Source organism: Amycolatopsis mediterranei (assembly GCF_026017845.1).
GTDB lineage: Bacteria > Actinomycetota > Actinomycetes > Mycobacteriales > Pseudonocardiaceae > Amycolatopsis > Amycolatopsis mediterranei.
Genome location: NZ_CP100416.1, coordinates 2,422,743 through 2,435,899, shown reverse-complemented (window position 1 = coordinate 2,435,899; position 13,157 = coordinate 2,422,743). Strand labels below are relative to the sequence as shown.

The 13,157-nt window shown below is 72.1% G+C and carries 13 protein-coding genes; 7 read left to right on the top strand and 6 right to left on the bottom strand.

Annotated elements, in window-relative coordinates; genetic code table 11:
- The first annotated feature begins 14 nt into the window (after positions 1–14).
- Entirely contained in the window at positions 15–1,004 is a 990-nt protein-coding gene (locus tag ISP_RS11640; RefSeq protein ID WP_013224067.1) for an aldo/keto reductase family protein, read from the top strand.
- 77 nt (positions 1,005–1,081) lie between these two features.
- Here the strand turns inward: ISP_RS11640 and ISP_RS11635 are convergent, their stop codons facing one another.
- On the bottom strand, positions 1,082–1,924 hold the full coding sequence (locus tag ISP_RS11635) for a phosphoribosylaminoimidazolesuccinocarboxamide synthase (protein WP_013224066.1): 843 nt from the start codon (positions 1,922–1,924) through the stop codon (positions 1,082–1,084).
- Positions 1,921–2,670 (bottom strand): GntR family transcriptional regulator, encoded by a 750-nt coding sequence (locus ISP_RS11630; protein ID WP_013224065.1) that lies wholly within the window; start codon positions 2,668–2,670, stop codon positions 1,921–1,923. The genes ISP_RS11635 and ISP_RS11630 overlap by 4 nt, the downstream gene beginning before the upstream one ends.
- A 138-nt stretch (positions 2,671–2,808) precedes the next feature.
- Between ISP_RS11630 and ISP_RS11625 the strand changes: the two genes are divergently transcribed.
- A complete protein-coding gene (locus tag ISP_RS11625) occupies positions 2,809–3,255 on the top strand; it encodes a hypothetical protein (protein ID WP_013224064.1) in 447 nt (148 codons plus the stop codon).
- Here ISP_RS11625 and ISP_RS11620 read toward each other — a convergent pair.
- The gene (locus ISP_RS11620) at positions 3,252–3,929 is read right to left on the bottom strand and encodes an IspD/TarI family cytidylyltransferase (protein ID WP_013224063.1); all 678 of its coding nucleotides are present in this window, start codon (positions 3,927–3,929) and stop codon (positions 3,252–3,254) included. The two genes, ISP_RS11625 and ISP_RS11620, sit on opposite strands and share 4 nt — an antisense overlap.
- A 442-nt stretch (positions 3,930–4,371) precedes the next feature.
- On the opposite strand from ISP_RS11620, the gene cobT reads away from it, so the two are divergent.
- Positions 4,372–5,448 carry a nicotinate-nucleotide--dimethylbenzimidazole phosphoribosyltransferase gene (cobT, locus tag ISP_RS11615; RefSeq protein WP_013224062.1) on the top strand — a complete coding sequence of 359 codons (1,077 nt, stop codon included), beginning with the start codon at positions 4,372–4,374 and terminating at the stop codon, positions 5,446–5,448.
- A 112-nt stretch (positions 5,449–5,560) separates the two neighbouring features.
- Here cobT and ISP_RS11610 read toward each other — a convergent pair whose 3' ends face one another.
- Entirely contained in the window at positions 5,561–6,664 is a 1,104-nt protein-coding gene (locus tag ISP_RS11610) for a branched-chain amino acid aminotransferase (RefSeq protein ID WP_034284299.1), read from the bottom strand.
- Positions 6,665–6,761: 97 nt separating this feature from the next.
- Between ISP_RS11610 and ISP_RS11605 the strand changes: the two genes are divergently transcribed.
- Positions 6,762–7,061: a hypothetical protein gene (locus ISP_RS11605; RefSeq protein ID WP_013224060.1), complete on the top strand. Its 300-nt coding sequence runs from the start codon at positions 6,762–6,764 to the stop codon at positions 7,059–7,061.
- Here the strand turns inward: ISP_RS11605 and ISP_RS11600 are convergent.
- Together ISP_RS11600 and ISP_RS11595 are read right to left on the bottom strand one after the other, a co-directional pair.
- Positions 7,018–7,668 (bottom strand): ribonuclease FAU-1 family protein, encoded by a 651-nt coding sequence (locus ISP_RS11600; RefSeq protein ID WP_176742102.1) that lies wholly within the window; start codon positions 7,666–7,668, stop codon positions 7,018–7,020. The two genes, ISP_RS11605 and ISP_RS11600, sit on opposite strands and share 44 nt — an antisense overlap.
- A complete protein-coding gene (locus tag ISP_RS11595) occupies positions 7,661–8,509 on the bottom strand; it encodes a hypothetical protein (protein ID WP_013224058.1) in 849 nt (282 codons plus the stop codon). Before ISP_RS11595 ends, ISP_RS11600 begins: the two co-directional genes overlap by 8 nt.
- 109 nt (positions 8,510–8,618) lie before the next feature.
- Here ISP_RS11595 and ISP_RS11590 point away from each other — a divergent pair, with 109 nt between their 5' ends.
- The 3 genes from ISP_RS11590 to ISP_RS11580 all read left to right on the top strand — a co-directional run bounded on the left by ISP_RS11590 (position 8,619) and on the right by ISP_RS11580 (position 13,156).
- Positions 8,619–10,118: a leucyl aminopeptidase gene (locus tag ISP_RS11590; protein WP_014466778.1), complete on the top strand. Its 1,500-nt coding sequence runs from the start codon at positions 8,619–8,621 to the stop codon at positions 10,116–10,118.
- A gap of 81 nt (positions 10,119–10,199) precedes the next feature.
- Positions 10,200–12,185: a TRAP transporter permease gene (locus tag ISP_RS11585; protein ID WP_013224056.1), complete on the top strand. Its 1,986-nt coding sequence runs from the start codon at positions 10,200–10,202 to the stop codon at positions 12,183–12,185.
- Positions 12,182–13,156 carry a TAXI family TRAP transporter solute-binding subunit gene (locus ISP_RS11580; RefSeq protein ID WP_013224055.1) on the top strand — a complete coding sequence of 325 codons (975 nt, stop codon included), beginning with the start codon at positions 12,182–12,184 and terminating at the stop codon, positions 13,154–13,156. The genes ISP_RS11585 and ISP_RS11580 overlap by 4 nt, the downstream gene beginning before the upstream one ends.
- Position 13,157 lies beyond the last annotated feature (1 nt).

Below are 13,157 nucleotides of genomic sequence, written 5' to 3'. Positions count from 1 at the left end.
CTAAGCTCACGGCTATGGAGTTTCGTCGCCTCGGCCGCAGTGGCCTCAACGTCAGTGAGATCTCGTACGGGAACTGGCTCACCCACGGTTCCCAGGTCGAGGAAGATCAGGCCCGCGCCTGCATCCAGGCCGCACTCGACGCCGGCATCACCACCTTCGACACCGCCGATGCCTACGCCAACACCGCCGCCGAGTCCGTGCTCGGGCGCGGCCTGCAGGGGCAGCGGCGGGAAAGCCTCGAGATCTTCACCAAGGTCTTCTGGCCCACCGGCCCCAAGGGCCCGAACGACAGGGGCCTGTCCCGCAAGCACATCATGGAGTCGGCACACGCCAGCCTGAAGCGGCTCGGCACCGACTACGTCGACCTCTACCAGGCACACCGCTTCGACCGGCACACCCCGCTCGAAGAGACCATGACCGCCTTCGCCGACCTCGTGCGGCAGGGCAAGGTGCTCTACGTCGGCGTCTCGGAATGGACCGCCGAGCAGATCTCCCGCGGCGCCGCTCTCGCCCGCGAGCTGAACATCTCACTCGTGTCGAACCAGCCGCAGTACAACATGCTCTGGCGCGTCATCGAGGAGCAGGTCATCCCGGCCTCCGAGCGCGAAGGCCTGAGCCAGATCGTCTGGTCGCCGATCGCCCAGGGCGTGCTCACCGGCAAGTACAAGCCGGGCCAGGCCTACCCCGAAGGCTCGCGCGCCACCGACGAAAAGGGCGGTGCCGACATGGTCGCCCGCTTCCTCGACGAAAACGTCCTCGAGCGCGTCGCCCGGCTCGAACCGCTCGCCAAGGAGGCCGACCTCAGCCTCGCCCAGCTGGCCGTCGCGTGGGTGCTGCAGAACCCGAACGTCGCCTCGGCGATCATCGGGGCTTCGCGGCCGGAGCAGGTGCACGAGAACGTCAAGGCCGCCGGCAAGAAGCTCGACGCCGACCTGATGACCGCCATCGACGAGGCCCTGGGCGACGTCGTCGAGCGCGACGCGAGCCTGACCAAGAGCCCCTAGTCGCTAGTCCCGGCCGGTCCGGTCCTGGAACGGCACCCCGAGGTCGAACGCGGTTTCGGGGGCCATCCGGGTCGTCCTCACCCGCGGACCCAGGTCTTCCCGGTGATCCGCTCGTAGACCTCGGTGTAGCGCTGCCGCGTCTGCTCGACGATGTCCGCCGGGATCTCCGGCCCGGGCGGGGTCTGGTCCCAGCCGGTCGACCGCGACCAGTCGCGGACGAACTGCTTGTCGAACGCGTGCTGCGGGCGGCCCGGCTCCCACGCGTCGGCCGGCCAGAACCGCGACGAGTCCGACGTCAGGACCTCGTCGCCGAGGGTCAGCGTGCCGTCGGCGTCGAAGCCGAACTCCAGCTTCGTGTCGGCGATGATGACGCCCTGCTTCGCGGCGTGTTCGGCGCCCTTCGTGTAGATCTCCAGCGTCAGCTCGCGAAGCCGCTTCGCGGTGTCTTCGCCGATCTCGTTCAGGACCTCGTCGAAGGTCATGAACTCGTCGTGGCCGGTGTCGGAGATCTTCGTCGTCGGCGTGAAGATCGGCTCCGGCAGCTTGTCGCCCTCGACCAGGCCCGGCGGCAGCGCGACGCCGGAGATTCGGCCGTCGCGCTGGTACTCGCGCAGGCCGAGGCCGGCCAGGTAGCCGCGCGCGATGCACTCGACCTGGATCATCTTCAGCGGCTTGCAGCGCATGGCGCGGCCCGCGAACTCTTCCGGCACGTCGGTGGTGGACACGACGTGGTTCGGGACGACGTCGGCCATCCGGTCGAACCACCAGGCGGAGAGCTGGTTGAGCAGCTTGCCCTTGTCCGGGATCGGCGTCGGCAGCGAGACGTCGTAGACCGAGACGCGGTCGGACGCGACCAGCAGGATGTCCCCGCCGTCGAGTTCGTACAGGTCACGGACCTTGCCCGCGTGGATGTGCTTCATTCGCCGTCCTCAGTCGTGTACTCGTAGAAAACCCAGTGGTCGGGCAAGGCGGCGGATTCACCGTACTCGACGACCGTCCCGTCGGCCGCCACGAAGGTGCTCCGGCCGAGCAGCACCGGCGACCCGGCGGCCAGCCCCAGCTCGGCCGCCTCCTCCTCGCCCGCGGGGCCCGCCGCGTGCCGTTCCTGCGTGGTCGCGATCTTCGTGCCGAGCCGGGCGGCCGCGTGGGCCGCGGTGCCCTCGACGATCCGCTCGGCCACCAGCAGCGCCGGCGCCTTGGCCGACAGGGTGCCGTCGAACCACGACGTCGACGTCGACAGCGGCCGCGAGTCGGGACCGTAGGTGGTACGCCGGCGGCGGATCGCCGGGGCGCCTTCCTCGAGGCCGAGTGCGGCCGCGGCGCGTTCGGGCGCGGGCTCGAGACCGGCCGCGCGGATCACCGCGTAGTGGCCCGGCGGGTAGATCCGGCCCGTCCGCCCCGAGGCGGCGGTGCGGTCGCGGGCCGTGCGGTGCAGGCCACCGCGGTCGACGACCGTGCCGACCCCGCGCACGGGCCGCACGAGCCCCTGCGAGCGGAGCGTGGCCAGCACCTTGGTGGCCGTCGCCATGGCGACGGCCCAGGTGCGCGCGATCTCGCGGGCGGACGGCACCGCGTCGCCCTCCTGCAGCCGGCCGGACAGGATGTCGTCACGGATCCGGCCCGCGATCTGCAGGTACGGCGGCTCAGGGCGGTCGAGGGTGGGCAAGGCGGCTCCTCACAGGGACAACACGCACAAGTGTTCTAGCACGCCGGGGGGTGTCCCACAAAGGCCTGGCCAGAACCACCCAGGCGTACTAGTACACGCACTGGACTGTGCGCTAGTACGCAAGTTACCCTCGAAAGTGTGTCCCCGCCCACACCGCACTCCGGCTCCAGCGGCCAGGGCCTCGAGGAACTCCTCGAGGAACTCCGGCGCCGCAAATGGGTGCTGCACCTGTTCGGTGGCCGCGAGGCACCGGAGATCTACGCGGCGGTATACCGCTGGCCGACCTGCGCGGACGTCATCATCCTCCGCGACGAGCACCGGGCCAGCGCCTACCGCGTGCCGACCTTCCCGGGCACCGACGTGTTCAGCCCGCGGGTCGTCACCTGGCAGTACCACGCCACCCCGGTGTGGACCCTGAGAGCGGTGCTCACCCTGGCGGAACCCGGCACCCCGGGAGCTCCGCTGCAGGCACTCCGGCCACAGCGGGAGTGCCGGATCCCGCCCGAACTGCGCCACGACGTCACCATCCGGCCGACGGGGCGTGGGGAGGGAGACGACGGCGGCGGCCCGCCCGCGTGCGCCTAGCGGGCCAGCAGCCGCTCCGCGACGACGAGGTCGTGGGGATAGGTGATCTTGAGGTTCTCGGGAGCACCCGGGACCCAGCGGATCGGCAGGGAGGAGAACCGCTCCATGCACGACGAAGTGTCCGTACCCACGAAGCCTTCACGCTCGGCCTTCTCGTAGGCCTCGAGCAGCGGTCCGGCCCGGAAGCCCTGAGGCGTCTGGACGCGGATCGCGCCGGGCACCTGGGCGACCAGGTGCCCGGCTTCCACCTCGACGACGTCGTCCGCGGCCAGGCCCGGCACAGCCCCCCCGTCCTCGCGTGTCCGGGCCAGCACCGCACCGACCAGTTCGGGGTGGACCAGCGGCCGGGCCGCGTCGTGCAGCAGCACGGCGTCGACCCGGCCGCCTCTAATGCGCGGGGCGAGGTGGCGCAGCGCATTGAGCTCGGAGGCCTGGCGGGTGTCGCCGCCGTACACGATCTCGACGCCTTCGCCGGTGACTTCTTCGGCGAGTTCGCGGTCCTGCGGCCGGATCACCAGCACGAGCACGCCGATCCCGGGGACGCGTTCGAAGGCATCCAGCGACCAGGCCACGACCCGCCGCCCGGCCAGGGGCAGGTAGACCTTGTTCAGCTTCGCGCCGACGCGGGTCCCCGCGCCGCTGGCCAGCACCACCGCGGCCGCCGTCGTCTCCACGAGCCGCGAGACTACTGGGCGCCGGTGAGCGCGGCCGGACGCTGCGCCGATTCCCGCGAGACCTCGCGGAGGCGGGGATCGAGCCGCCGCCGGCCCACTCCGGCCGGCTCGGCACGGCCGCCGCCGACCGCGAAGCCGCACCCGGGCGGGCCCGCTCCCCCAGCCCCCCGGAAACCCGCGCCGCCCGCCGGGCACCGGCCCTCCCCCAAGGCCAAGCCGGATCCCCGCGCGACCTCGCGGAAGCCGCGCCACCGGCACCGGACCGCCCGCCACCACACCGCCAACGCCAACGCCGTGGTCCGCCACCCCGGCCGCACGACTCGCGGCCGCCGCTGCCCGGTAAGTTGGCCACAGCGTTGCCGTGCCACAGCGTTGAAACCGGGGCTCCGCCCCGGGCCGGGGGCTCCGCCACCCGGAACCCCAAAGAGTCGAAGGGCCTGGTGTGGAGCCGGAAAACATCGAGTTCCCCGAGATCGCCCCGCCCGATGACCACGCTCGGTCCGCCGCCATCGCGCTGCACGGCAAGCTCGTCAAGCCCGCCGGGTCGCTGGGCAGGCTGGAAGAGCTGGGCGTCTGGATCGCCGCCTGCCAGGGGCAGTCGCCGCCGCGGCCGTTCACCCGGCCGCGCGTCGTCGTCTTCGCCGGGGACCACGGCATCGCCGCGAAGGGCGTCTCCGCCTATCCCGCCGAGGTCACCGCGCAGCTGCTCGGCACCATGCTCACCGGTGGCGCCGCGATCAACGTCCTGGCCGCCGCCGCCGGCGCGAGCGTGCGCGTCGTCGACCTGGCCGTCGACACCGAGGCCCCCGCGACGCGCTCGATCGGCGAGTTCAAGGTCCGCCGCGGCTCGGGCTCCATCGACGTCGAAGACGCGCTGACCGCCGACGAGGCCAAGGCCGCCGTCCGCGCCGGGATCGCGATCGCCGACGCCGAAGTCGACGGCGGGGCCGACCTGCTCATCCCCGGCGACCTCGGGATCGGCAACAGCACGCCGGCGTCGGTGCTGGTGGCGGCCCTGACCGGCAGCGAGCCGGTCGCCGTCGTCGGCCGCGGCTCCGGCATCGACGACGACGCGTGGATGCGCAAGGCCACCGCCGTGCGCGACGCCCTGCGCCGGGCCCGCGCGGTGCTGGCCGACCCGGTCGGTCTGCTGCGCACCACGGCCGGTGCGGACATCGCCGCGATGGCCGGGTTCCTCGCCCAGGCCGCGGTCCGCCGGACGCCGGTGGTGCTGGACGGCCTGGTCGCCTGCGCCGCCGCGCTGGTCGCCGAGGAGCTCGCCCCGGGCGCGCGGCGCTGGTGGGTCGCGGGTCAGCGGACGGCCGAACCGGCGCACGCCCTCGCGCTGGAGCACCTCGACCTGGGCCCGCTGCTGGAACTGGACGTCCGGCTCGGCGAAGGCACCGGCGCCGTGACCGCGTTGCCGCTGCTGATGATGGCGGCCCGCGTCCTCGCCGAGACGGCCACCCACGAGCAGGCCGGCGTCTCCGGCCCGCTGATCACCGCGCCCGCTTCCTGAACCACGAAAGCGAACCCCGGCACTCGCCGGGAAGGTCGGCTCGCCGACCCTAGCGGTAACTGCCTCATGGATGAGGCAGTTACCGCTAGGGTATCGGCCGGTGGAATCAGGATCAGCCGAGCGGGACCATCCAGTGGTCCGCGTCGGGGCGGGTGCCCTCCTGGATCCCCGTCAGCTCTTCGCGCAGTTTCATCGTCAGCGCGCCCGGCTGCCCGTCGGCGATCGTGAACTCGCCGCCCGCGTGCTTCACGTGGCCGACCGGGGTGATCACCGCCGCGGTGCCACAGGCGAACGTCTCGGTCAGCTCGCCGGACGCGGCCGCCTTCTCCCACTCCTCGGTGGAGATGCGGCGCTCCTCGATCTTGTACCCGAGCCGCGAAGCCAGCTGCAGCAACGACTTGCGGGTGACGCCGGGCAGCAGCGAACCCGTCAGTTCCGGGGTCACCACCCGGGCGTCCTCGCCGGAGCCGAAGACGAAGAACAGGTTCATCCCGCCCATCTCCTCGACCCAGCGCCGCTCGACCGCGTCGAGCCACACCACCTGGTCGCAGCCCTTCTCGACGGCCTGCGCCTGCGCCACGAACGACGCCGCGTAGTTGCCGGCGCACTTGGCCGCGCCGGTGCCGCCGGGGGCCGCCCGGACGTATTCGGTGGACAGCCAGACGCTGACCGGCTTCACGCCGCCCGCGAAGTACGACCCGGCCGGCGAAGCGATGACCGTGTACACGTAGTCGGCGGCCGGGCTGTTGACGCCGAGCCCGGTGGACGTCGAGATCATGAACGGCCGCAGGTACAGCGAATCACCCGGCCGGGTGGGCACCCACCGGCCGTCGACGGCGATGAGCTCCCGCAGCGACTCGAGGAAGAGCTCCTCGGGCAGCTGGGGCATGGCGAGCCGCTCGGCCGACTGGCGGAACCGCTCGGCGTTGGCGTCCGGGCGGAACGACGCGATCGAGCCGTCCGGCTGGCGGTAGGCCTTGAGCCCCTCGAAGATGGCCTGGCCGTAGTGCAGCACCGACGTCGCCGGGTCGAGGGTGAACGGCGCGTAGGGGCCGACCTGGGCGTCGTGCCAGCCTTCGGCCTTCGACCACTTGACGGTGACCATGTGGTCGGTGAAGTACACCCCGAAGCCGGGGGCGGCGAGTACCTCCGCGACACGGTCCGCGCTCGCAGGACTCGGGTGCGGGATATGGGCGAACTGTGTCGTGGTCGTCATGGCTAGACGATACCGCTTGCTCGGACGCGCGTTAGTCGGATGTCCATCTGTTCCGGAGTTCCCCGCGCCCGCGGCGTGGCCCCTCTAAGATGCCCTGGTGACCTACCACTCCACTGAGCCGGTCCCCCGGCCCAAGAGCACCGGCGCCGACATCAAGACCTTCGTCGCCGCGGTGCTGCTGACTTTCGGCGTCGGCCTGCTCGGCATGGTCGGCTGGGCCGTGCTGGACAGCGGCTTCGGCGGCTTCCTCGGCCTGGTCGGCGGCGTCTTCGGCGTCGTGTGGTGGCGGAAGATCCACGGCAAGGCGTTCCCGAAGGTGCTCCCGGCCAAGTCGGTGGTGATCCTCGCGGTCGTCAACGCCGTGCTGGCGCTGATCCTTCTCCTGACCGCGGGCTGAGCTCCGGCGCCGGCCAGCCGGGGTCCGGGCGGAAGTCGGTGTCCGTGCCGTCGAACGGGTAGGCGCCGCGTTCGGCCAGGGCGCCGATCCGTTCGCCCTCCGCGCGCAGCCGGTCGAACTGCTCGAGCGTCAGGCGGCCGACCTCGAGCGCGGCCTCCGCCTCGTCCTCGTCGTCCCAGCGCCAGCTGCCGTCGCGCTCGACGACGACGTCGAGGACGCCGTCGATCCGGTCGACCGCGCCCGGCGTGCGGCCCAGCGGGATCTCCAGGTTGACGTACCAGTTCTTGAACCGGCCTTCGAGGTCGAAGAACCACCAGACCGACGACCACTCGTCTTCGGGAATCCGGCGCAGCGTCGACGCGCCGTGCCAGAAGTCCGGCACCGCCACCCGCGGAATGCGGAACCGCTGCTCCAGCGGGGCGTCCCGCATCAGGCGGCCGTCGGCGAGCCTGCTGCCGATGATCGGCGTGCCGGCCGGCAGCCAGGCGAGCAGGACGCGGCCGTCGTCTTCGAGGACGCGCAGCGGGTGGACCTGGCCGATCGAGCCGTCGGGGCGGTGGAACCGTTCGGCCACGGTCTCCCCCGGCCGCCAACGTCGATCACTCACGGGTTTCACTGTACCTGCGCGCGCGTACGCCCAGTAGCAGCTCGAACACGGCAGCCAGCCCGGCGACGACGAGCACGGGCAGCACCGGCAGGAAGTACGCGGCCACGGCGGCGACGGCGACGCCCGCGAGCCCGGGCATCCCGGCGCGGGCCCGGACCTCGGTCCCGGCCGCGAGGGCGGGCACGAGGGTCGCGATCACGGCGACGACGGTGAGCAGCGGCTGCAGCGCGTCCGCGTCGGCGGCGGACAGCAGGTCGCGCAGCGAGGTGAGCGACAGCCCGAGCCGCAGCGCGCCGAGCTGGTAGAGCGCGGCAAAGGCGGCCACGACGGCGAACGCGCCGAGCAGCAGCACCCGCAGGCCCGCGTTCCCGCGTCCACCGGGCCGCAGGAAGGGGAACGCCACCACGGCGGCGACCAGCACGCCCGCGAAGTCCGGCGGCTGCAGGCCGCCGCCGGCGGTCGTCACCGGCGCCACCGCGACGCACACCGCGACCAGCGCGAGCCCCGCCGCGAGCAGCAGTCCACCCGCGGCCCGTACGACGATCGTCGGGATCTTCAGCCCGGCGTACCCGGCGCCGGCGACCACCACGACGAACGCCGCGGCGGCCACCGCGCGGTGGGCGGGGAAGACGTAGGCTCCGAACGCGATCGCGTAGACCGTCACCTCGGACAGCCGCGCGACGGCGACGACAACCCGGTCCACCAGGGCATCCCCCGGTTCCGGCACCCGCGCCGTCACGCCGGCGGCCACCGCCGCCAGCACGAGCCCGGCCAGCAGCCACCAGCCCGCGCCCGCCGCCCCGGCCGCCAGCGCCACCAGCAGTCCACCACCCAGCCGCACGCGGCCCTCCCGTACCTCTGTTCACCCGCGGTTCCGCCGTCATTAGCATGGCTCACGATCCCGACCGGGCCGGTGCCCGGTACCACCGCGAACGCGCGAGGAGCCAGAAGTGACCGTGCCTAAGCTCGCCCTGTCCGACAACACCGGGGAGGCACTGGCCAAGACGCGCGCCGATGTGGTCGTCATCGGCACCCTGGCCGGCGAGGACGGTCCCGTGCTCGCCCCCGGCGCCGCCGCCGTGGACGCCGCCTTCGACGGCCGGCTCGCCGGCCTGCTGGCCACGCTCGGTGCGAGCGGCAAGGCCGAAGAGGTCGTCAAGGTCCCGACGCTGGGCAAGCTGCCCGCCGGTGTCGTGCTCGCCGTCGGCCTGGGCAAGGCGGCCGGCGCCGTCACCCCGGAGCAGGTCCGCCGCGCCGCGGGCGCCGCCGGCCGCGCGCTGGCCGGCACCGACCGCGCGCTGGTCACGCTGTCCGAGCTCGACCTGCAGGCCGCCGTCGAGGGCACGATCCTCGGCTCGTACGTCTTCACCGCCTACCGCTCGGAGAAGGGCGACGCCCCGCTGGCGAAGGCCGACTTCACGAGCCCGGCCGACGGCACCGCCCGCGAGCACAAGGCGACCCTGAAGGCGGCCGGCACCATCGCCGAAGCCGTCATCGTCGCCCGCGACCTGATCAACACCCCGCCGAACGACCTCTACCCGGCTTCCTTCGCCGACCGCGCGAAGAAGCTGGCCGAGGACAACGGCCTCGAGTTCGAGGTGCTCGACGAGAAGGCCTTGAAGCGCAAGGGCTTCGGCGGCATCCTCGGCGTCGGCGGCGGCTCGTCGCGCCCGCCGCGGCTGCTGCGCCTGGCCTACCAGCCGGCCAAGGCCGCCAAGAAGGTCGCGCTGGTCGGCAAGGGCATCACCTTCGACTCCGGCGGCATCTCGCTCAAGCCCGCCGCGAACATGGACCACATGACCTCGGACATGTCCGGCGCGGCCGGCGTGCTCGCGTCGGTCGTGCTGGCGGCGAAGCTGAAGTACCCGCTGGAAGTCGTCGCGCACATCCCGCTGGCGGAGAACCTGCCGTCGGGGACGTCGTACCGCCCGGGAGACGTGCTGACCATGTACGGCGGCAAGACCGTCGAGGTGCTCAACACCGACGCCGAGGGACGGCTCGTGCTCGTGGACGCCATGGTGCGCGCGGCCGAGGAGAACCCGGACTACCTGATCGAGACCTCGACCCTGACCGGCGCCCAGGTCGTCGCGCTCGGCAACCGCACCGCCGGCGTGATGGGCACGGAGGACTTCCGCGACCGCGTCGCGGCGCTCATGCAGGCCACCGGCGAAAACGGCTGGGCCATGCCGCTGCCGGAGGAACTGCGCACCGACCTCGACTCGCGGCTGGCCGACCTGGCCAACGTGACCGGCCACCGCTGGGGCGGCATGCTCGCCGCCGGGATCTTCCTGCGCGAGTTCGTCGCCGACGGCCTCGACTGGGTCCACATCGACATCGCGGGCCCGTCGTTCAACACCGGCTCGCCGTGGGGCTACACCGGCAAGGGCGGCACCGGTGTCCCGGTGCGGTCGATCGCCGCGGTGCTGGCGGACATCGCCGCCAACGGCTGACCGCGTTTCCTCGGAGGGGCTCCCGCCACGGCGGGGGTCCCTCCGGCGTTTTCCGCCGGAAGATCCCTTTCGGTGTGATCCGTGACACCGTACCGTTGGCGGGTGACGACCGAGCCGGTGGACCGCGATTCCCCCGCCGAAATCGCCGCCGAGCACGACGAGGAACGCCCGGCGCGCAAGCTCTCCGGGGTTCCGGACCGCGTCGTCTACTTCGTCGCCCTCGCCGTCGCGGTCCTGGTGCTCAAGCAGGTGTTCTTCCCGTTCGCCAAGGGCAACCAGTTCTACCTGGTGCTCTTCCTCGGCGTGACGCTGCCGCTGGTCTTCCTCTGCTACCGCCCGCGGCTGCGCGGCCGTGACGACCCGGGCCGGACCGACTGGGTGCTGGCCGTGGTCGCCCTCGCCGCCGGCCTCTACCCCGTGCTCGTCGGCTACGACGGTTTCCTCGACCGCCAGGGCATCCTGTCCCCGCTGGACATCGTGGCCGGCGCGCTGCTGCTGGTGCTGATCCTCGAAGCCACCCGCCGCACCACCGGGCTGGTGCTGCCGATCGTCTGCCTGCTGTTCCTCGCCTACGCCTACTACGGCGGCTTTCTCCCGCAGAGCTGGGGCATCGCCCACGCCGGCGTCGACTTCAGCCAGATCGTCAACGCCCTCTTCAACGACGCGAGCGGGTTCTACGGCACGCCCCTGGACGTCGCGGCGAGCTACATCGTGCTGTTCACCCTCTACGGCGCGGTGCTCAACGCTTCCGGCGCCGGGAAGTTCTTCGTGGACATCTCCTTCGCCGCGTTCCGCCGGTCGCGGACGGCGCCGGGCCGGACCACCGTGCTGTCGGGCTTCCTGCTCGGCACGGTGTCGGGTTCGGGCACCGCGACGGCGGTCAGCCTCGGCTCGATCACCTGGCCGATCCTGCAGAAAGCCCGCTACCCCAAGGAAAACGCGGGCGGGCTGCTCGCCGCGTCCGGCATCGGGGCCATCCTCTCGCCGCCGACGCTGGGTGCCGCGGCGTTCATCATCGCCGAGTACCTGCAGACGTCGTACCTGAAGGTGCTGGTCTGGGCGACCGTCCCGACGCTGCTCTACTACCTCGGCATCGTGTTCGCGATGGAGGCCGACGCGCGGCGCTTCAAGGCCGAAGCCGTCGACGTCCCGCACGAAGATCCGTGGAAGCTGTTGCGGCGCGGGGGTTATCACTTCCTGTCGCTGGCGATCATCGTCGTGTTCCTCGCACTGGACATCCCGCCGTTCGCCGCGGTGGTCTACGCCACCGGGGTGGCCGCGCTGTTCGCGTTGCTCGCCCGGCGCCACGACGTGCGCGGCTGGGCCAAGGACATGGTGGACGCGCTGTCGGCCGGTGTCCGGGGTGCGCTGCCGGTGATCGCGGTGTGCGCGGCGGCCGGGGTGATCACCTCGACCATCACCAAGACCGGGCTGGGTCTCGAACTCGCCGACGCGCTGGTGGAACTGGCCGGCGCGCTCACCGACAACGGCACGCTGATCCTCATCCTGACCGTGCTGCTCTCGGCGATCGCCGTCGGCGTGCTGGGACTCGCCGTGCCGGTCACCGCCAGCTTCATCATCGCCTGGGTCGTGATCGGTCCCGCGCTGGAGACGCTCGGCGTCGCCGACGCCGAGCGCGCGATGTTCATCTTCTACTACGCCGTCTTGTCGGAGGTCACGCCGCCGACCGCGCTCGCGGCGGTGGCTTCGGCCGCGATCACCGGCGGCTCGGTGCTCGGCACCATGTGGCAGTGCTGGAAGTACACGCTCCCGGCGTTCCTGGTGCCGATCGCCTTCGTGCTGACCGACAACGGCGCCGCGCTGCTGCTGGAGTCCGACGTGCTCACCGTGCTCTGGGTGACGGCGGTGTCCGCGCTCGCCGTCGCCGCGCTGGCGGTGGTCACCGGGGGCTGGCTCTTCGGGCCGGTCAGCCTGCCGGTCCGGCTGCTGTTCGTGCCCGCCGCTCTCTGCCTGCTCTACCTGGAGCCGGTGCCGATTGCGATCGGCGCCGCGTGCGGCGCCGCCGCCGTGGGAACGCACGCCGTGATCAAGAGGAGGACAGCATGAAACGCGCAGTCGCCGCCGCCGCGGTGCTCGCTCTGGCCGTCACCGGCTGCGGCGGGAAACAGCAGACCGACCAGGCCGCCCCGGGCGGCACGCAGTCCTGCGAAGCCGGCGAAGGCCGCATCACCATCGCCACCGGCAACAGCGGCGGCGTGTACTACGTGCTGGGCGGCGGGCTGGCCCAGCTGATCAGCACCAACACGAAGCTGCGCGCAACGGCCGCGGAGACCGGGGCGTCGGTGCAGAACATCCAGCAGCTGGTCGCCGGCAACTACGACGTCGCGTTCTCGCTGGCCGACACCGCGGCCGACGCGGTCAACGGCAAGGGCTCCTTCGACGGCAAGCCGCAGAAGATCCAGGCGCTGTCCCGGATCTACCCGAATTCGACGCAGGTGCTGGTGCGCACGGACGCCGGGATCAGCAGCGTCGCGGACATGAAGGGCAAGCGGATCTCGACCGGCTCGCCGAAGTCCGGCACCGAGGTGATCGCGAACCGCCTCCTGCAGGCGGCCGGGCTCAAGCCCGACACCGACGTCCAGGCGCAGCGGCTGGACCTGGCCAAGACCGCGGACGGCATGAAGGCGGGCACCCTCGACGGGCTGGTCTGGTCCGGCGGGCTGCCGACCGCGCAGATCACCGACATCACCACGGCCATGAAGGACAAGGTGAAGTTCCTCGACATCACGCCGCTGCTGCCCGCGCTGAAGAAGGTCAACCCGGTCTACGACCAGGCCGTGATCCCGAAGGCGGCCTACGCGCAGCCCGCGGACGTGCCGACGGTGGTGGTGCCCAACCTGCTGCTGGTGCGCGAGGACTTCCCGGCGGGCAACGCGTGCGCGATCACGAAGCTGATCTTCGACAAGCAGGCGGAGCTGGCGAAGGTGCATCCGGCGGCGAAGGAGATCTCGCGGCAGCTGGCGACCCAGACCGACCCGGTGCCGCTGCACCCGGGCGCCAAACAAGCCCTGGGCTAGG

Coding starts and splice junctions, on each gene's coding strand:
- ISP_RS11580 (WP_013224055.1), top strand. CDS start 12,182: ATGAAACGCGCAGTCGCCGCCGCCGCGGTGCTCGCTCTGGCCGTCACC.
- ISP_RS11635 (WP_013224066.1), bottom strand. CDS start 1,924: ATGAAGCACATCCACGCGGGCAAGGTCCGTGACCTGTACGAACTCGAC.
- ISP_RS11640 (WP_013224067.1), top strand. CDS start 15: ATGGAGTTTCGTCGCCTCGGCCGCAGTGGCCTCAACGTCAGTGAGATC.
- ISP_RS11610 (WP_034284299.1), bottom strand. CDS start 6,664: ATGACGACCACGACACAGTTCGCCCATATCCCGCACCCGAGTCCTGCG.